Origin of the sequence: Bacillus sp. V3B, from assembly GCF_024494465.1 — a bacterium.
Taxonomy (GTDB): domain Bacteria; phylum Bacillota; class Bacilli; order Bacillales; family Cytobacillaceae; genus Bacillus_BD.
The window spans coordinates 860,229-880,218 of sequence record NZ_JAETXM010000001.1; the positions used below are offsets into that span (position 1 = coordinate 860,229).

The window sequence follows — 19,990 nt, forward strand, 5'->3', positions numbered from 1 at the left end:
CCTAATATTTAACACTTCTGTGCTATGATGCTAGAAGGAGGGAGAATAATGATATATATAGGTGTAACAGGGTGGGGGGATCATGATTCCCTATATTCTGCTCAAATTAAATCAAAAAATAAATTATCCGAATATAGCAGTCATTTTCTAGTTGTAGAAGTAGATGCATCCTTTTATGCGGTACAGCCTATCCGTAATGCCTCAAAATGGGTAAAGGAAACTCCAGAGGGTTTTCGTTTTGTTGTTAAGGCTTATCAAGGAATGACAGGGCATCAGCGAGGTGATAGTCCTTTTAAAACAAGAACAGAGATGTTTCAAGCGTTTAAGGATTCCGTGAAACCTTATCAGGATGCTCGTAAGTTAGCCTTGGTTCTATTTCAATTTCCACCATGGTTTGAATGTAGGAAAGAGAATGTGGCTTATTTAAGATACTGTAAGAAAATGATGGGGGATATCCCGGTTGCACTTGAATTTAGAAATCAATCTTGGTTTAGCAACCGGTATCGTACAAGTACATTATCTTTTATGAAACAGGAAGGCTGGATTCACTCCATTGCTGATGAGCCTCAAGCAGGATCTGGATCTATTCCTATTGTGCCTGTAGCGACGGATTCAAATATGACATTAGTTCGTATGCATGGCAGAAATTTGCATGGGTGGAATAAATCAAATAGTGCCAACTGGCGCGAAGTTCGCTATTTATATAAATACAATAAGGAAGAGCTTTTGGAATGGAAAAAGAGAATTAAGAAACTGTCAAAGGATACAAAAGATATGATCATTTTATTTAACAATAATTCCGGTGGAGATGCAGCGGGGAATGCAAAAGAATTTCAAGAAATGCTAGGGATCGAATATGAAGGACTTGCTCCAAAGCAACTAGGTTTATTTTAAGTAGATAAATCTTATTTGAATTTGCTTCCACTTCTTTAGGTTAGGAAAATATTTTGGGTATAACTATATTCAAGTTTAGACACTAATACATGTTTAGTGTCTTTTTGATTTTTAGGGTAACATTAATAATAAAATTAAAATTTTATCATAAAAGAAGATGGTCAAATGCCAACTAACAATAAACCCAATGGGTTAATCGCTGAAAAATCTCCGTACTTACTTCAACACGCACATAACCCAGTTGATTGGTATCCATGGGGGTCTGAAGCATTCGAAAAAGCATATGAAATCATAGATGATCTAACTCAATACATTATTGAGAAACTACATCACTTTCGGGTTAAATGAATAATCAGATTTTTCTGATTAATAAATTGTAATTAGAAGTAAAAGCCATATGAAAGGAAATCTCACGTACGGTTTGATAAGGAGGAACTGAAAGTAAAAGAGATAGAAGAAACTATCCTTGTGAAATCAGTTTCTTACTTTACCATTTTTATGTTCTAGTTATTGTTTTTTTTGGATATAGATAAGGTAATAATCCTTTATAGACGGATTATTTTCAAAAAAATCAAGAAGCTTTAATATACAAATTGAAGTCTCTTTCCTAATATAGCGCTCTAGCTTTTCAACTTCTTCCTATATATTCTTATCTTGTACCCCGATCAGTCTTCCATACTTGGTGTGGGCAATTTATGTCTGCCTTTCATCCCAAAAGTTTAAAAATACATCCTGTATTATAAAACAAAATCTCCATAAGGTTGAAATGTGGGCAAATTATTTATTGCAAAAGAAAAATCTTTTTCATTGACATGGTTTTTCCTGTAGATTAAAATGTTTCTTAAGGGAAACTTTTTTGGGTTAGACCATATAATATAGTTAAAGTAAGATGTGGCAAATTTCCACTTTATTTTTTTAAGTAAAAGTTGCATTAAGTCAACATCTTTCGCGCAAGGAAAAATATTAGATATGGAAGGAGATGATTATTAATGAATCCAGCGCTTTCAGTGGAAAGTTTGTTTGTATCCTACGATGGTAATGAAGCGGTGAAAAATGTAAGTTTTTCAATAGAACAAGGTAAATTAGTTGGCGTTATTGGTCCAAATGGAGCTGGGAAATCAACGCTATTAAAGGCATTGTTAAGCCTTATTCCGAAAGATAAAGGCGAAGTTCAAATATACGGAAAAAGTTTTAAGGAGCTAAGAAAATCCGTTGCCTATGTCCCGCAAAGAAGCAATATTGACTGGGATTTTCCAATCACTGTTTTGGATACTGTTTTACTCGGAACGTATCCAAATTTAGGGTTATTCAAAAAACCAAAGAAAAAGGAAAAAGAATGGGCACTTCAATGTTTGCAAAGGGTCGGTATGGGTGGTTTTAGTAAGCGTCAGATTGGAGAACTTTCAGGGGGACAGCAACAACGAGTTTTTTTAGCAAGGGCACTCGCTCAAAAATCTGAATTATTCTTTCTTGATGAACCATTTGTAGGAATAGACGTATCGAGTGAAGAGACCATTATTACTATTTTGAAAGAATTGCAGAATAGTGGCAAAACGATTCTTGTGGTTCATCATGATCTAAGTAAAGTAAGTGATTATTTTGACCAACTTATTCTGTTAAATAAAGAATTGATAGGTTTTGGAGAGATAGATGGGGTTTTACGTGCAGATGTTTTGTCCAAAGCGTATTCTGGACAATTTTCATTTCTTGAAAGCTTGGAGGAGAAGGTATAAATGTCTTTTATTGAGGCTGTAATTCAATATGGGTTTTTACAAAAGGCTCTCTTGACCTCTACAATGGTTGGAATTATTTGTGGAGTAGTTGGTTGTTTCATTATTTTAAGGGGTATGGCACTAATGGGGGATGCGATTTCTCATGCTGTTCTTCCTGGGGTAGCAATTGCTTACATGCTTGGAATTAACTTCTTTATAGGTGCAGTTATTTCAGGAGTATTAACAGCAATGGGGATTGGTTTTATTAGTCAAAATAGTCGTATCAAAAATGATATCTCCATTGGAATTATGTTTACTGCTGCTTTTGCATTAGGGATTATTCTTATTACCCTCATGAAGAGTAGTACTGATCTTTATCACATCTTGTTTGGAAATGTATTAGCAGTTCGACCTTCGGATATGTGGACTACGCTGGGAATAGGAATATTTGTGCTAGTTTCAATTTATTTGTTTTACAAAGAGCTTCTTGTTACTTCCTTTGATCCAACGATGGCAGAAGCGTATGGATTGCCGATCAAAATCATCCATTATTTTTTAATGACGCTACTAACAATGGTAACGGTAGCTTCTTTACAAACGGTAGGAATCGTACTTGTAGTGGCTATGCTCATTACACCAGCAGCGACAGCCTACTTATTAACCGATCGACTATGGGTGATGATTTACCTTTCAGCTGGCTTAGGAGTGATTGCAGCTGTTGTTGGATTATACTTTAGCTTCACTTATAACTTAGCTTCTGGAGCTACAATTGTTTTGGTTTCAACTGTCTTATTTCTATTAGCATTTGCTTTTTCACCAAAACAAGGTGTCTTATGGCGTTCATTAAAAGCAAGAAGAAAAAAACTGTCACTTTCATAAAAAATTAGGAGGAAAGTTATGAAACATTTACTGAAATTATTTATTACAAGTCTTTTTGCAATTTTCATTTTAGCAGGATGTAGTGAAAGTAAAGAAACCGTTACTGAAGCAGGAGAAGAACATAAAGATGATAAGTTACAAGTAGTAACAACGTATTCCATTCTATATGATATCGTAAAAAGTATAGGTGGCAATCAAATAGAGATTCATAGTTTGGCACCAGTGGGATCTAACCCTCATGAATTTGACCCACTTCCATTAGATATCCAGAAAACAACTGACGCAGATGTCGTTTTTTATAATGGATTAAATCTTGAGGCAGGAAACTCTTGGTTTGAAGAACTAATTCAAACGGCTGGGAAAAATGTAGAAGATGGTCCTGTATATCGACTAAGTGAAGGCGTAGAGCCCAAATACTTAACATCAGAAGGACATAAAGGGGAGGAAGATCCTCATGCATGGCTTGATATTCGAAACGGTATAAAGTATGCAGAAAATGCAAGAGATGCACTTATTGAAGTTGATCCTGATCGTGCCGATATTTACAAAAAAAATGCTGAAGAATATATTTTGAAATTACAAAAACTTCACCAAGAAGCGTTAGAAAGCTTTAACAAAATTCCAAAGGAAAAGCGTTTTTTAGTTACAAGTGAGGGAGCATTTAAATATTTTAGTGATGCATACGAATTTGAGGCAGGATACATTTGGGAGATAAATGCAGAAAATCAAGGAACACCGCAACAAGTAAAGCAAATAGTGGATTTAATCAATGAAAAAGAAATTTCAGTATTATTTGTAGAAACGAGTATCGATCCTCGGAGTATGGAAATGGTTTCAACAGAAACTGGGGTTCCTATTGGTGGGGAATTATTTACAGACTCTCTAGGAAAACCTGGTGAAGATGGAGATTCTTATATCGACATGATGGAATGGAATATCTCTGTTATACTTGAAAACTTAATGGGAAATTAGGGATAAATGAATGAACAAATACAATCTAAAAAAGCCGTTGAAAATCGGCTTTTTTAGACTTTTAAGAAATTTATATATATGCATTGGTAAAAAATAAATACCACCTAAAAAAACAATATAGATATGGTTGTTTTTTAGGTGGTATTTATTTTTTGACTGTCAAAGGTGACTTTCGTGTTCCAAACGTTATAAAATCGTTTTACTTTACGTAATATAATGGTGTGCTTATTATACAAAATGTACTTAAAGCCAGTCAGAGTACGGATTCATTAGGCTCACGAGCAGAAACGTGAACGGCTAAGTTGCAGTCAGAGTTTAACCCGCATTTAGCAACAGTTTCAGCGCATGACGAACAAAGTATAAGGAAATTAATCCAAAGAGGCTATCCTAAAAGCAAAGGTATCAGACACTTTTGCTTTTAGGATAGCCTTTTTTATACATTGATAACAGTTTGAATGAAATTACTAAAGAAATTTTTTTGAAAAAACTCATATTTATATAAAAAATTTATTGTAAAAAAGTATTGATAAAAAGAAGATGAAAATAATTTCTTTATTTAAAAAACAATAGCAATAAAATATATCATTATATTAACATAGTAATGGATTAGTGATGGATTATAATATACATGTTCAACTTGTTAAATCGACATAAGAAACGGTCGGTCAGCCTGCTTGAGCAAGCCTCTTATTACGCTAGTAATGAACAGCGCAGTAAAAGTAGGTTGAACGGCCGTTTCATCTCTATCTATGTCGAAAAATTAAAGTGGACTTATATAGACTACAGAATAAGTTTTTAAGAATTATATAAGTAAAGGGGAATTTAAAACAAAATTTAAGCATTTATACGCATTGACGGAATCAGAAAACATAGAGATGATAGTAATTTTGTTATTATATACCTATACCAAATTAATAAACTGAAAATTTTTATTATTATATATTTTTAGAAAAAATAAAAAAATATGTTGAAATTAAGTGTTAATTCGAATTATAATAATTTTTGTAATATTTTAAAAATAAATGTTAAACGTCAATGTTGGTTTTTGGCTTATTTTGTTCTAATAAATATTTTATTCATTGGAGCAATCTTTCAGCAATGGTTAAAGGTATAGTGAAACTATATTTTTACTTTGAATAAGCCAGAAGTTATTTTATTAACCTTGCCGTCTAGCATACAAAAAAGAAAGGAGTCTATCGCACTGTTGTAAACGCTAACAAATTACTAGGGGGTACATATGAAACATTTAAAAAGAAGCTGGATTATTTTGATAGGATTGATACTATTACTATCTGCCTGCAGTTCAGGTGCTATTAGCTCAACATCTTCATCAGATGAAAAAAAAGAACAGGGTGACACAATTAAAATTGGTGCATTGCTACCATCAACTGGCGTGTATGCATCTTTAGGTGAAAATCTATTAAATGGATTAAATCTATATTTTGAGGAAAACAATTGGGAAGTAGCAGGGAAAAAAATTGAGATCATCCATGAAGATTCTGAGGCTGATCCGCAAGTGTCACTTAGAAAGCTACGAAAGCTAATGGATCAGGATTCTATTGATATCTTAACAGGTCCTATCAGCACGGCCGTAGCTTATGCCATTCGTGATGAAGTAGATAGTAAGAAACTTCCATTTCTTGTCTCTCATGCTGGAGGAAATGACTTAGTAAGAAGCAAGCGAAGTGACTATATTTGGAGATCTTCTTTCAGTTCATGGCAAATTGGTCATTCTATGGGTGAATGGGCTTATAATAATGTCGGTGAAAAAATTTATGTAACAGCAGCTGACTATGCATTTGGACATGAAGTAGCAGATGCATTTAAGGAAGCGTATACAGCAGCTGGTGGAACGATTGTTGATGAAGTATATCCTCCGCTTGGTAATAACGATTTCTCTTCTTATTTAGGGAAAATGAATAGAGATGACATTGACGGTATCTATGCTTTCTTTGCCGGAAGTGATGCGATTCGCTTTGTTCAGCAGTATGATCAATACGGTCTACAAGGGAAAATTCCATTAATCGGATCTGGCTGGTTGAATGCAGAAGATGTACGTCCGCAACAAAAACTATCTGGTGATGGTATCAAGTCAGCGTTATTCTGGGACTACCATTTGGAAACGGAAGAAAATAAATCATTTGTTGAAGCATATGAGAAAAAATACAATCAAAGACCAAGTATCGAATCACTTGAAGGATATGATGCAGCGATTATTATAGCAAAGGCGATTGAAGCATTGGATGGAGATGTATCTGATTCAAAGAAATTTATCGACGCTATAGCAGCTGTTGAAATTACAAGTCCAAGAGGACCGATCAAATTTGACAAAGAAACACACAATATTGTTCAAAATATGTACATTATGGAGACAGGTATCGAAAACGACGCGACTGAAAACAACGTCATCGATACAATAACAGAAGTAGCAGATCCTGGTAAGTAAGGGAATTTGGATTAGTTTGAAAAGATGAAAACAGAAAGAGGCAAGTAATATTGCCTCTTTCTATTAAAAAAGTGTAATAAATAGAGGGAGGGTAATAATGGGTACTTTATTGCTGCAAATGATGAACGCTTTAAGCTATGGGTTTCTTCTTTTTCTCATCACATGCGGGATCTCGATTGTGTTTGGTATCCTTGGCGTGTTAAATCTTGCTCATGGCTCCTTGTATCTACTAGGGTCATATATTGGCTACTCTTTGATCATGCAAGCAGGACTTCCATTTTGGGTTGCTATATTGGCAGTTCCATTGATCATTGCTGCACTCGGATACATAACAGAGATTGCGATTCTTCGTCCTACGTATAAGCTTGGACATCTGTCGCAAGTCTTACTAACCTTTGGTCTTGTCTATGTTTTTCATGACATTTTTTCCATTGTATGGGGAAAAGAAGTTTTGACTGTTAATCCTCCAGAAATGTTCAGTAGTTCTGTCGAAATCCTAGGTTATGCAATCCCCTCCTATCGACTTGCTTTAATTGTGATTGGAGCAGTGATTGTTGTTGGCTTATGGTATATACAAGAAAAAACAAAATGGGGAGCAGTTATTCGCGCTGGTTTATCTGATAAAGAAATGGTTGGTGCATTAGGCGTTAATATCCATTTTGTTTTTACAATGGTATTTGTCTTTGGAAGTCTTTTAGCGGGATTAGGTGGGGTTCTTGGAGCACCTATTCTTGGAACATACCCAGGAATGGAATTTTCTATCCTTATACTATCGCTTGTTGTCCTTGTAGTTGGGGGACTTGGCTCGGTCACAGGAACTTTTTTAGCAAGTTTGTTAGTTGGCTTTGTAGAAACATTCAGCCGTTACCTCGTTCCAGAACTGAGTTTAATCATTACTTTTGCTTTGATGGCTTTAGTACTAGTTGTTCGCCCTCAAGGTTTAGTTGGGAGGAAGGCGTAGATGAGAATAAAGCAGTTTCGTGGATGGTTATTGTTTTTAGTTATGGCTTTCGTTCCTTTTATTGCATCATTGTATTACGTTAATGTTTTGACAGAGATTTTTATTCTAGCTGTTTTTGCGGTTAGTTTAAATATTTTAGTAGGTCAAACGGGTCTCGTTTCATTAGGTCATGCGGCATTTTTCGGAGCGGGAGCATATGCGACTGGATTGGTTGCATCCCATGTCAATGCAAACGTATTTCTGACTATTGGTATTGGTATGCTTGTAGCCGCTTTGCTGGCACTATTGATTGGATTTTTATCGATTAAGGCCCATGGATTTTATTTCTTGATGCTAACCCTTGCTTGTTCGCAGATTGTTTATTCCATTATTTATCAATGGACACCTGTAACAGGTGGTTCAAATGGTTTATCGGGTATTCCGATGCCTGTACTTTTTGGGAGTTTCGCACTGTCTAATCAAGTGTTGATTTACTACTTTGTACTTGTTGTTTTCGCGATTGTATTATTCGTTATTAATCGATTATTACATTCTCCATTAGGTTATGTATTCATCGGAATAAAAGAGAATGAAGAAAGAATGAAATCAAACGGGTATAATACCGCTTTTTATAAGAATTTAAGCTTTTTGTTAGCAGGTACACTAGGTGGATTGGCAGGTAGTTTATATGTTCTATTTAACGGCTTTATCTCCCCATCTGATGTGTATTGGACGATGTCAGGGTCTGTTTTGATTATGGTGTTAATCGGTGGTGCCGCAACATTATGGGGGCCTGTCGTCGGAGCTGCTTTTATTGTTTTAATGGAAACAATCATCGGTTCCTACACCGAAAATTGGATGATGATTATCGGAGCTGTTTTCATCCTGTTTGTTATCTTTGTACCTGATGGCATTGTCGGTATCTTTAATAAAATAAAAGGAATGTTGGATAAAAAGCAGACTCAAGCGGATTTGGAAAATAATATGTTAAAACCTATCAAACAGCAAAACTAAAATGGATGGATAGGATCGGTGAATATGATGGATAAATCAATCGTTCTTTCTTTAAATGGTCTTGCAAAGCATTTTGGGGGACTAAAGGTAATCGAAGATATTTCATTGGATGTATCCGTTGGTGAAAAAGTAGGGTTAATTGGGCCAAACGGTGCTGGAAAAACAACACTCTTTAATATGATTGCTGGCGATCTTGAACCTTCTGGAGGAAGTATCTCGTATTTTGGTGAAAAAATTAATCGGATGCCCAACTATAAACGAACACAATCAGGAATTGTTCGAACTTTCCAAAAAAATAATCTGATGTTGGGATTAACGGTGAAGGAAAATCTATTGCTTGTATTACAGCGAATGAGAAGTGAACATACTCAATGGTGGAAACGTGTTAATCAGAAAAACTATTCTGCATTATTTGAAACCGCAGACGACATTCTGACTAAATGGGGTTTATTTGAATACAGTAACAGAACCGTTAAAGATTTATCCTATGGGGTCCAACGGCAAATTGAAATCATTTTAGCGGTTGCAGGAGAACCGAAACTGCTATTGTTAGATGAACCAACAGCTGGAATGTCACAATTAGAAACCGATCAAATTATTGGATTAATTAATAAATTATCTGCTGATGTTTCGATTATTATGATTGAACATGATATTGATGTTTTATTTGGAAATATGGATCGGGTGGTCGTTCTTCATACTGGAAAGTTGATTTGTGATGGACCTCCAGATGAAGTGAGAAACAATCCTGATGTAAAAGAAATATACATGGGAAAGGAGGATATGCTTCATGCTTAAATTGAAGGGACTTAATAGTTACTATGGGGAGAGCCATATTCTACATGGAGTTGATCTTGAAGTGAACAAAGGAGATGTTGTCACTTTACTTGGGAGAAACGGCATGGGAAAAACAACAACGATCCATTCCATTGTTGGCTTTGTAAGGAAAAAGCAGGGTGAAATTTTGCTTGAAGGCGAGAATATTGCTCAACTTGAAAGTCATCAAATTGCAGCGAAGGGGCTTGGTATTGTTCCTCAAGGAAGACGTATTTTCGGTAATTTAACTGTAACCGAGAACTTGACGGTTTTTGCAAATGAAAAAAATGGTGAGTGGAATCTTGAAAGGATTTTTGATCTTTTTCCGCGTTTAAGAGAAAGAGAAAAATCCCATGCTGGCAATTTAAGTGGGGGAGAGCAATCCATGCTTTCTATTGGACGAGCGTTAATGAGAAATCCGAAGATTCTTCTCCTTGATGAACCAACAGAAGGTTTATCTCCTTTAATGGTAGGTGAAGTGATGGAAATTCTCCTCAAGTTAAAGCAGTCTGGTATGTCGATGTTATTTGTAGAACAAAATATTTCAACTGCTCTAAGTATCGCAGATGATGTTTATATTTTGAGTAAGGGAGAGGTCGTCTATCACGATCGTCCGGATAAATTGCAGCAAAACATGGAGATTGCCTACCAGTACTTGGCATTGAGCAGTTAGATCTATTAATATTTAAAGAAAGGGTTAGATCCTCACATTTTAAATGTGTGAGAATCTAACCCTTTTGTTGTTTTAAAAGAAACAAGGTATTTAGTTCTCTACTAATGATTTATCTTTAGGATTACTCGATTTATTTTTATTTGTATAACGAATAAACGTTCGGAAATATTCGTATATCGATTAGTAATGAGTGATTTTAAATGTTTTTGAAAGATAATTCTTGGTGGGTTTGCCAAATATAAAACAAATGCGGTTATTGGCAGGAGTGCATTAGAGAGTTTGCAAAATTATCGCTTTGATAAATGTTTTATGGGTGTAAACGGGATTCATCCGCAATTTGGTTTTACGACACCTGATCAAGCAGAAGCAATGATTAAAGAGAAAGCGATTACTCTATCGAGAGAAGCATTTGTAGTTAGTGATAATACGAAATTCTCAGAAGTATCATTCGCTAAAATTATGGGCCTCGATAAAGCAACAATTATTACAAATGAACTGGATGACGAAATGAGGAAAAAGTACTCTAGTAAAACGACGATAAAGGTTGTGACAATATGATACATACATTGACTTTAAATCCATCTGTGGATTATATTGTCAAACTTGACAAGGACGTAAAGATAGGAGAACTGAATCGGTCAACGAGCGAGATAACATTTCCTGGAGGTAAAGGAATCAATGTTTCTAGGGTACTGAACAGAGTGGGTGTTAAAAGTAAGGCACTTGGGTTTGTGGGTGGTTTTACAGGGGATTACATTGAAAAGTATCTTCATCACGAAAGTATAGAGACAAACTTTATTAAAGTGGAAGAAGATACCCGGATTAATATTAAGTTAAAAACGGGCAAGGAAACAGAAATTAATGCAAAAGGTCCAACCATTCAAAGTGAGCATTTTGAAAAGCTTAAAGAAATTGTTAGCTCGCTTACAGCTGAAGACATATTAGTTTTAGCAGGAAGTATCCCTTCTTCTCTTCCAGGAACGACATATGAAGAACTAGTGAAAGTTTGTGAGAAAAATCGTACTGCTTTCGTCGTTGATACTGAAGGTGATTTACTAATGAACGTATTAGCGTATAAGCCTATTCTTATCAAACCGAACCATCATGAATTAGGTAATTTATTTGGTACAGCGCTTTCAACGCCAAAGGAAGCTATCCCTTATGCTAAACAATTAATTGAAATGGGTGCACAAAACGTCATTGTGTCCTTAGCCGGCGATGGAGCTGTTTTTGTGAATGAAAAGTATGTTTTCGTCTCATCGATTCCTAAAGGAGAAGTGAAAAGCTCTGTAGGAGCAGGTGATTCGATGGTTGCGGGTTTTTTAGCTAAATATGAGAAAACACAAGATGTTTTGGAGTCATTTCAATACAGTGTTGCCTCAGGAAGTGCTACCGCTTTTGCTCTTGATCTTTGCACAAAAGAAAAGGTAGAGGAACTGCTTCCACAAGTGAAAATTAACCAAATAAACAAAGAAAAGCAATAAATATTTAAGAGGGAGGGATCTCTATGAAAATTACCGAATTACTAACAAAAGAGACAGTTTTATTATCGATTAATAGTACAGAAAAGAACAGTGCAATTGATGAGTTAGTAGAAGTACTATTCAAAGCTGGAAAATTAACAGATCGTGAACAATATAAAGAAGCGATTTTAAAAAGAGAAGAGCAAAGTACAACGGGGATAGGTGATGGCATTGCGATTCCACATGCTAAAACGGCTGCTGTTAAACAAGCTGCCATTGCATTTGGTAAATCTGTTGATGGTGTTGAATATGAAGCTCTTGATGGTCAAACATCACACCTTTTCTTTATGATTGCTGCACCGGATGGAGCTAATAACACACATTTAGAAGCATTATCCCGGTTAGCGACTATTTTAATGAATGAAGATGCACGTCAAAAGTTAATGGTCGCAACAACGGCTGACGAAGTATTAAAGATTATTGACAGATATGATCAGGAAGAGGAAGAAGAGGTTTCAGTTGCTGATAGAAAGAACTTTATCATAGCTGTTACGGCTTGCCCAACTGGGATTGCCCACACATATATGGCTGCTGATTCATTAAAAGCAAAAGCTGCCGAATTAGGTGTGGATATTAAAGTTGAAACAAACGGATCTAGCGGAGCAAAAAATGTGTTAACTCAGGAGGAAATTGATAATGCTATAGCTGTCATTATTGCAGCTGATACAAAAGTGCAAATGGAACGTTTCAAAGGAAAGCACGTACTAGAAACAGCTGTTGCTGACGGTATTCGCAAACCACAGGAATTGATTAACCGCGCACTGAAGCAGGATGCACCAGTATACCAAGGGGGAGCAGGAAGGTCTGAGGAAATATCTATAGGTTTAGACAAGCGTAGTGTTGGTGGAACGATTTATAAGCATTTAATGAGTGGTGTTTCGAATATGTTGCCGTTTGTTGTCAGCGGCGGTATATTAATTGCGCTCTCTTTTATGTTTGGTTACAATTCTGCCGATCCAAATGATCTGTCTTATAATGCTTTTGCGGCTGTGCTGAATGAAATCGGCGGAGGAAATGCATTTGCTCTTTTAGTTCCGGTATTAGCTGGATTTATTGCGATGAGTATTGCGGATCGTCCTGGGTTTGCTCCTGGTATGGTAGCGGGAATGATGGCTGCTAGTGGTGGAGCGGGTTTCCTTGGTGGTTTAATCGGAGGTTTCCTTGCTGGTTATACGGTTGTCGGCTTGAAAAAGGCATTTTCAAATATACCTGCTTCATTAGATGGGATCAAAACTATTTTAATTTTTCCACTCCTTGGGATTGCGCTTACAGGTTTTGTGATGAAGTATATTGTTAATACACCTGTAGCAGCAGCAAATGAAGCCATTACAGAGTGGTTAACAGGGCTTGGAACAGCGAATGCAGTATTTTTAGGAATTGTGCTCGGACTTATGGTGGCGTTTGACATGGGTGGTCCGGTAAATAAATCGGCTTACGTATTTGGAACGGGTCTTTTAGCAAGTGGCGTGTATGAGCCAATGGCAGCGATTATGGCTGCTGGTATGGTACCACCTTTAGCCATTGCGCTTGCAACAACGTTCTTCAAAAATCGTTTTACAAAGTTAGATCGAGATGCGGGTAAAACAAACTATATTATGGGATTATCTTTTATTACAGAAGGAGGGATTCCCTTTGCCGCAGCAGATCCATTGCGCGTTATTCCATCCATTATGGTGGGTTCAGCCGTTGCTGGTGCGATATCGATGGTCTCGGGAATTGGATTGCGTGCACCACATGGCGGAGTTTTCGTGATTCCGCTTGTTGATGGCAGCTGGGTTATCTATTTAGGCGGAATCATCATTGGTGCAGTTGTCTCAGCTATTATGCTTGGATTTTTGAAAAAACCGATACAGAAATAATTTATAAAAAGGTCGCTTATCCAGTGATCTTTTTTACTGTACCTATATTTAAACAGCGACATGATCCAGTCCAAAATAAAAATGGTACTTAAATATGATTGATTTTAGCACTATTTAGAATGATTTCCATTGAAGTTTGGAATGATAACTTTAAATGTAGATGCAAAAGATAATTTCGTTTACGTTTAAAAAATCAAAAGGAGTTTTCAATCATAATGGCTGAATTCCAGTATGAAGATACACGAATCTATTATGAATTAAGTGGCGAGGGAACTCCGATCATATTTATTCATCCTCCTGCAATGGGAAGAGTTGTGTTCCGTTATCAAAAAAAATTAGATCGTTATTTTACCATTATTACTCCTGATTTAACTGGAAATGGAGACACAATAGGACCTGAGAAACAAATAACGATTTATAACTATGCAAAAGAAGTAAAGGCATTACTTGATCATCTCCATATTCAAAAGGCTGTTCTCTGTGGCTATTCAGCAGGGGCAATGGTTGCTCAGGAGTTTGCCTTATCCTTTCCAGAACAGACATTAGGCTTAATATTGATAAGCGGGTATCCTGAAGTTATTTCAACAGGGTTGAAATATGAACATTTAGCAGGTATGTACTTAGTAAAGAAATTCCCTTATTTTCTTAGCTTTGTTATAGCATCAAGCCATACAGAAGATCCATTATTTTGTCATGAGATAAACCATCATATGAAAAAAGCGAATCGAAACATGTGGTATCAATTTTACGAACAATCTTTACACTATAGTTGCACAGACAGGCTTCATCAAATTTCTGTACCACTATTATTGATGTATGGAGCACGAGATTTTGCAAATCAACATATACGGGTATATAAAAAATATACAGACCACCAAGCTGTTATCTTCCCAAAGGTATTTCACCAGCTACCAACAAAAAAATGGGAGTTAGTGAACCAAACCATCACTGGATTTATTTTTGATCAGATTACAAAATAGCATTGAATCATCTCGATGCGATTATTTAATGTGCAGTAGATGGATGGAAAGATAGAGATGAGAACAGAATTGCCTAATGGTATGGTTAAAAAAGTGAATAGCAAAAAATTTATGTTTTTTAAAAATACTGTTGACGAATAATAAAATTAATATTATGATAATTAACAAATAAACAAACGTATGGCATTGACGAAGAGTAGTAACTTTTCTTGAACACTCTAGAGAGCTGATGGTTGGTGCAAATCAGTGCGGAATGAAAGGTGAATGGACTTCTGAGCCCCAAACCGAATCTTTTTTAAGTAGTAGGCTTTGGCGAACGTCTCATCGTTACAAGAGACAGGTATTCAAACATCTATTCTATGTTTCGATACCTGTTAAGTGAGCTGATATTTCAGCTAATAAAGGTGGCACCACGGGTTTCTCGTCCTTTTTGGAGGGAAGCTCTTTTTGTCTTTTAAAAAAATAAATAATCTAAATTGTTGAGTAAGAGTAGTACACGAACGTTTTTCGTTACAGAGAGCCGGGAATGGTGTAAACCGGTACGAATGCATCGTTGGAATGGACTTACGAGAGGCAACTTGAACAAAAGTAGGGCTGTCCGGAATTCCACCGTTAAAAGGATAGGGTATAGTATTATTTTTAATGTACCTGAAAAGAGAGAGCATTGATTGTGCTCTAACAGGGGTGGCACCGCGGTCAATAATCGTCCTCTATTTACATGATTACTATGTAAATAGAGGATTTTTTTATTTTCAAAAATCAAAGGAGGGTATAAATCAATGAAGCCTTTATATACAGAAACAGAGTTGATAATAGAAGAAATAGAGGGGGACACACTAACACCTATTACCATTTATCAAAGGTTAACAGGGGAAAAAAAGTTTTTACTTGAAAGCTCTTTAAAGCATGAAAACTCAGGGAGATTCTCTTTTATTGGTGCTGATCCGTTTATGGAGTTAATTGGTGATGGGGACAAAAGTCAAATCATTAAAGCAAACGAAAAGGAAATGGTTTTAGAAAAACCATTAGAAGTATTAAAGAAATTATTGCCAAAGAAAACACCAAAAATCGAACCGCTTTTTCCCTTTATTGGTGGGGCAGTTGGCTATGCTAGTTATGATTCGATACGACAATATGAAAAGATTGGACCGATTCCAAACGATGAACTTCAAACACCAGACGTCCACTTTTTATTTTTTGAGGTACTTATTGTCTTTGATCACCTTGATCAAAAGGTATATCTCGTGGCGTCTCCACAAAAAAATGGTTCAACGGTTGACATGCTTCAAGAAAGGTTAGTTAAAATAAGAGAGGAAATAAGAAATGGTGCACGAGAAGAAGAAGCAAAGGAAGTGAGCCTTTCGTCTTTTGAAGCGTCCATGTCAAAAGAACAATTTATCGATAATGTTCAAAAAGCAAAAACATACATTGAAGAGGGAGATATTTTTCAAGTTGTTCTTTCGCAACGACTTAAAGCCACCATACAAGGTGATCCATTTTCATTATATCGGAAGCTAAGAATTAAAAATCCGTCCCCTTATATGTATTACTTTGATTTTGCGGATTATAAGGTTGCAGGTGTTTCTCCTGAAAGCTTAATTAAAGTAAAAGGAAGTCAAGTTATCACAAACCCAATTGCTGGCACAAGACCACGGGGGAAAGATTTAGAAGAAGACAAAGCATTAGCAAAAGAATTGCTTGCGGATGAAAAAGAACTAGCAGAACACAAAATGCTTGTTGATCTTGGTCGGAATGATCTTGGGCGTGTATGTGAATTCGGTACTGTTCATGTTACGAAGTTTCTTGAAATTGAAAAATACAAACATGTGATGCATATTGTTTCTGAAGTAGAGGGTGAACTAGTGGAAGATTTTGCTCCAATTGATGCGTTAACCTCATGCTTACCTGCAGGAACCGTTTCTGGAGCTCCAAAAATTAGAGCAATGGAAATTATCAATGAAATGGAAAATAACAAAAGAGGTATTTATTCTGGGGCCATTGGTTATGTTTCAGCAAATGGAAATATTGATTTTGCATTAGCGATACGGACGATGGTTATCAAGGGAGATGAAGCGTATATTCAAGCCGGTGCAGGGGTTGTATATGATTCTATTCCTGAAAAAGAATACGAAGAAACGCTTCATAAATTAAAAATGTTTTTGGGAGGGACCGCTCAATGATTTTGTTGATTGATAATTATGACTCTTTTACGTATAACCTTTATCAATACCTTGGAGAACTTGATGAAGCTATTATGGTCAAAAGAAATGATGAAGTCACTCTAGAGGATATAGCGAATCTAAAGCCTGAAGCCATTGTGATTTCTCCAGGTCCTGGAAGACCGGAACAAGCTGGTGTGTGTGTAGATGCGATAAAAACCTTTTATGAAAGAATACCGATTCTAGGGATTTGTCTCGGTCATCAAGCAATGGGTTATAGCTTTGGTGCTACGGTTGAAAAGGTAGAAAACATCATGCACGGCAAAGTCTCGAAACTTCAACATGCAGAAGAATATTTATTTCAGTCATTACCACAGGAGATTGACGTCATGCGTTATCACTCGCTTGTGATTAATAAAGATACGGTACCGGCTTGTTTTCAAGTATTGGCTAAATCAATGGACGATGATGAAATCATGGCAATTAAACATAACCAATATCCTTTATATGGAATGCAATTTCACCCAGAATCCGTTGGGACTAAATATGGAAAACAACTGTTGCAAAACTTTTTAACTGAAATAAGAAAGGAAGTTTCGCTATGAAAGAAATTTTGGAACGTTTAACAGCAAAAGAATCATTAACAGATCATGATATTGAGGTTGCGGTGAAGCATTTATTTTCCGATGAGATAACAGATAGTGAGATTGCTGCGTTTTTAATTGGCTTAAAAACAAAAGGAGAAACTGTTGGTGAAATAGCGGGGCTTGTAAATGGAATTCGTGCAAAGGCTTTGCCTTTTAAGAAAAAAATCCCTAATGTTATGGATAATTGTGGAACAGGGGGAGATGGTGTAAAAAGCTTCAATATCAGTTCTACTTCTGCTTTTGTCATTGCGGCAGCAGGTATACCAGTAGCGAAACATGGAAATCGGAGTGTTTCAAGTAAAACAGGAAGTGCGGATGTTTTAGAAGAGTTAGGAATTGAATTGAACCTTTCAGCGGAAAGACTTGAAGAAATTATTGAAGAAGTAGGCATTGCATTTTTATATGCTCCAAATGTTCATCCGAACATTGGTCGAATCCAAAAGGTTCGTAAAGAATTGGGCGTTCCAACTGTGTTTAATTTATTAGGACCTTTAATGAATCCAGTGGATCTCGATTCACAGTTTTTAGGAGTGTATCGTCGCGATTTAACGAGGATGTTCACTGAAGTACTTCAGGCTCTAGGAAGAAAACGGGCGGTTGTGTTGAATGGTGCTGGTTCTATGGATGAAGCATCTCTCCAAGGTGATAATTATCTAGTCATTTTAGAGAATGGAATCATTACGGAAAAAATTCTTCATCCTGAAGAGGTCGGCTTATCTGTGTATCCTAATGAAGCGATTGAAGGAGGCTACGCAAGTGAAAACGCCGAAATATTACAAAATGTTTTGAAAGGAATCAAAGGAGCACACCGTGATACGGTTCTTTTAAATGCAGGAATCGGCATTTTCGCTGGTGGCAAAGTCAATACAATTGCAGAAGGCGTTGAGTTAGCGGAGGAAATCATTGATTCCGGTGCTGCGCTAGATCGATTACATCGCTTAATAGAAGCAAGCAAAGTAAAGACAGAGGTGATATAAATGGCAACCATTTTAGATGTAATTTTATCTGAGAAAGAAATAGAAGTAGAAAGTTTAAAAAAGGATCGTTCAAGTTTAAGCACTGAAAAGAATTATCAACACCGTTCTTTCCTATCGATTCTTGAAAATGCAGATGAGCTTTCTATAATTGCGGAATTTAAACGAGCTAGCCCATCAAAAGGAGATATCAATGGAGTTTTAGAGCCTGCAACACAAACAAGTTCATATATCAAATATGGAGCGAGTGCCGTTTCTGTCTTAACAGATAAGCGTTTTTTCAAAGGAGATATTTCTGATTTGGAAGCTGTTCGAAACGCAATCGATGCACCGATTCTTTGTAAAGATTTCATCATTGATTCGATCCAAATTGATGTTGCCAAAAATGCAGGAGCTAATATTATTTTACTAATTGTTGCAGCGATGGATGAAGAAAAGTTAGGTAATCTTTACAAGTATGCGACTGAAAAGAAATTAGAAGTGTTGATGGAAGTGCATAACGAAGAGGAATTAGAAATTGCATTGAAAACAGGAGCGAAACTTATTGGTGTTAATAATCGGAATCTAAAAAACTTCGAAGTGGATCTATCTGTTACAGAAAAACTTGGTCCAATCGTGAAAAAAGCTGGAGCCTACTTAATTAGTGAAAGTGGTATTAAAACACTGGATGACGTGAAGCGGGTTGTGAAAGCTGGTGCGAATGGAATTTTAGTCGGTGAAACATTTATGATGGCGGAGAATTTGGCCAATACATTGCAGGAAATGAAGTTACCTATCCATCAGGTGGCAAAGAAATGAAGGTAAAAATTTGTGGTCTACTTAATGAAGAAGCAGCGCTTCATGCTGCTCGAAATGGTGCTGATGCGTTAGGTTTTGTATTTGCAGAAAGCAAACGAGAAATTTCTCTTAAAACAGCAAAGTCTATTATTTCTAAGCTGCCAAAAGAAATAAAAAAAGTAGGCGTGTTTGTCAATCCGAGTATGGAAAGGATTGAGGAGGTTGTTTCTGAAACAGGGATTGATTACGTTCAGCTCCATGGAAAAGAAACACCTGAATTTTGTCGTTCAATTCCCTATCCGATCATTAAAGCCTTCAGTATTGAGTCTGCTGGAGATTTAAAAAAGGTCCATGATTATCCTTGTGAATATATCCTTTTAGACGGTCCAAAAGGAAAATATTATGGAGGGAATGGGGTCGCGTTCGACTGGGGAATATTGTCTAACTTTGATTTTAAAGATAAAAAGGTTATTCTTGCTGGAGGACTGAACCCACAAAATGTAACGGCTGCGATCGCTGAAACAAACGCTTCTATAGTGGATGTAAGCAGCGGTGTCGAAACAAATGGCCATAAGGATTTGGAAAAAATAAAGTTGTTTTTAACACGTGTAAAAAATAGCTAAACAATATAGGGCTGTCACAAGCGACGCTCTCTCGCTACTAGGTTGCCGATGTAAAGGTAAGGAATACAAAATATTGCGATGGTGTTATTTTCTTTATGATGA

The 19,990-nt window shown here is 36.3% G+C and carries 17 protein-coding genes, 2 pseudogenes and 2 other annotated features; all 19 genes and pseudogenes read left to right on the plus strand.

Translation table 11 applies throughout. From position 1 onward, the window contains the following. The first annotated feature begins 48 nt into the window (after nucleotides 1-48). Nucleotides 49-894, plus strand: coding sequence for a DUF72 domain-containing protein (locus JMM81_RS04340; protein WP_256240255.1), 846 nt, complete (start codon nucleotides 49-51; stop codon nucleotides 892-894). Between the two features lie 165 nt (nucleotides 895-1,059). Continuing rightward, nucleotides 1,060-1,176: pseudogene (locus JMM81_RS04345) on the plus strand (DUF255 domain-containing protein); the annotation flags it as partial. A gap of 707 nt (nucleotides 1,177-1,883) precedes the next feature. Continuing rightward, a complete protein-coding gene (locus JMM81_RS04350) occupies nucleotides 1,884-2,627 on the plus strand; it encodes a metal ABC transporter ATP-binding protein (RefSeq protein ID WP_256240257.1) in 744 nt (247 codons plus the stop codon). Then, nucleotides 2,628-3,485 (plus strand): metal ABC transporter permease, encoded by an 858-nt coding sequence (locus JMM81_RS04355; RefSeq protein WP_256240258.1) that lies wholly within the window; start codon nucleotides 2,628-2,630, stop codon nucleotides 3,483-3,485. Between the two features lie 18 nt (nucleotides 3,486-3,503). Continuing rightward, a complete protein-coding gene (locus JMM81_RS04360; RefSeq protein ID WP_256240259.1) occupies nucleotides 3,504-4,457 on the plus strand; it encodes a metal ABC transporter substrate-binding protein in 954 nt (317 codons plus the stop codon). A gap of 1,237 nt (nucleotides 4,458-5,694) precedes the next feature. After that, complete coding sequence (locus JMM81_RS04365) at nucleotides 5,695-6,903, plus strand: ABC transporter substrate-binding protein (protein ID WP_256240260.1); 1,209 nt, start codon at nucleotides 5,695-5,697, stop codon at nucleotides 6,901-6,903. Between the two features lie 97 nt (nucleotides 6,904-7,000). After that, on the plus strand, nucleotides 7,001-7,864 hold the full coding sequence (locus JMM81_RS04370; RefSeq protein WP_256240261.1) for a branched-chain amino acid ABC transporter permease: 864 nt from the start codon (nucleotides 7,001-7,003) through the stop codon (nucleotides 7,862-7,864). Continuing rightward, nucleotides 7,865-8,857, plus strand: coding sequence for a branched-chain amino acid ABC transporter permease (locus tag JMM81_RS04375; protein ID WP_256240262.1), 993 nt, complete (start codon nucleotides 7,865-7,867; stop codon nucleotides 8,855-8,857). A 24-nt stretch (nucleotides 8,858-8,881) separates the two neighbouring features. Beyond that, on the plus strand, nucleotides 8,882-9,655 hold the full coding sequence (locus JMM81_RS04380) for an ABC transporter ATP-binding protein (RefSeq protein WP_309143472.1): 774 nt from the start codon (nucleotides 8,882-8,884) through the stop codon (nucleotides 9,653-9,655). After that, a complete protein-coding gene (locus JMM81_RS04385) occupies nucleotides 9,648-10,346 on the plus strand; it encodes an ABC transporter ATP-binding protein (RefSeq protein WP_256240263.1) in 699 nt (232 codons plus the stop codon). Before JMM81_RS04380 ends, JMM81_RS04385 begins: the two co-directional genes overlap by 8 nt. Before the next feature lie 216 nt (nucleotides 10,347-10,562). Beyond that, nucleotides 10,563-10,904, plus strand: a pseudogene (locus JMM81_RS04390) (DeoR/GlpR family DNA-binding transcription regulator); the annotation flags it as partial. Further along, nucleotides 10,901-11,830: a 1-phosphofructokinase gene (pfkB, locus tag JMM81_RS04395; RefSeq protein WP_256240264.1), complete on the plus strand. Its 930-nt coding sequence runs from the start codon at nucleotides 10,901-10,903 to the stop codon at nucleotides 11,828-11,830. The pseudogene JMM81_RS04390 and the gene pfkB, both read left to right, overlap by 4 nt. A 23-nt stretch (nucleotides 11,831-11,853) precedes the next feature. Continuing rightward, the gene (locus tag JMM81_RS04400; protein WP_256240265.1) at nucleotides 11,854-13,728 is read left to right on the plus strand and encodes a PTS fructose transporter subunit IIABC; all 1,875 of its coding nucleotides are present in this window, start codon (nucleotides 11,854-11,856) and stop codon (nucleotides 13,726-13,728) included. Between the two features lie 215 nt (nucleotides 13,729-13,943). Then, nucleotides 13,944-14,708, plus strand: a complete 765-nt coding sequence (locus tag JMM81_RS04405) for an alpha/beta fold hydrolase (RefSeq protein WP_256240266.1) — start codon at nucleotides 13,944-13,946, stop codon at nucleotides 14,706-14,708. A gap of 177 nt (nucleotides 14,709-14,885) precedes the next feature. After that, nucleotides 14,886-15,140, plus strand: a binding site (T-box leader). Between the two features lie 38 nt (nucleotides 15,141-15,178). Then, nucleotides 15,179-15,422 (plus strand) — a binding site (T-box leader). A gap of 65 nt (nucleotides 15,423-15,487) precedes the next feature. Next, nucleotides 15,488-16,888, plus strand: a complete 1,401-nt coding sequence (trpE, locus tag JMM81_RS04410; RefSeq protein ID WP_256240267.1) for an anthranilate synthase component I — start codon at nucleotides 15,488-15,490, stop codon at nucleotides 16,886-16,888. Beyond that, the gene (locus JMM81_RS04415) at nucleotides 16,885-17,472 is read left to right on the plus strand and encodes an anthranilate synthase component II (RefSeq protein WP_256240268.1); all 588 of its coding nucleotides are present in this window, start codon (nucleotides 16,885-16,887) and stop codon (nucleotides 17,470-17,472) included. Before trpE ends, JMM81_RS04415 begins: the two co-directional genes overlap by 4 nt. Then, nucleotides 17,469-18,491 (plus strand): anthranilate phosphoribosyltransferase, encoded by a 1,023-nt coding sequence (gene trpD, locus JMM81_RS04420; RefSeq protein WP_256240269.1) that lies wholly within the window; start codon nucleotides 17,469-17,471, stop codon nucleotides 18,489-18,491. Before JMM81_RS04415 ends, trpD begins: the two co-directional genes overlap by 4 nt. After that, nucleotides 18,492-19,286 carry an indole-3-glycerol phosphate synthase TrpC gene (trpC, locus tag JMM81_RS04425; protein ID WP_256240270.1) on the plus strand — a complete coding sequence of 265 codons (795 nt, stop codon included), beginning with the start codon at nucleotides 18,492-18,494 and terminating at the stop codon, nucleotides 19,284-19,286. After that, the gene (locus JMM81_RS04430) at nucleotides 19,283-19,888 is read left to right on the plus strand and encodes a phosphoribosylanthranilate isomerase (protein WP_256240271.1); all 606 of its coding nucleotides are present in this window, start codon (nucleotides 19,283-19,285) and stop codon (nucleotides 19,886-19,888) included. Before trpC ends, JMM81_RS04430 begins: the two co-directional genes overlap by 4 nt. The last annotated feature ends 102 nt before the right edge of the window (nucleotides 19,889-19,990 follow it).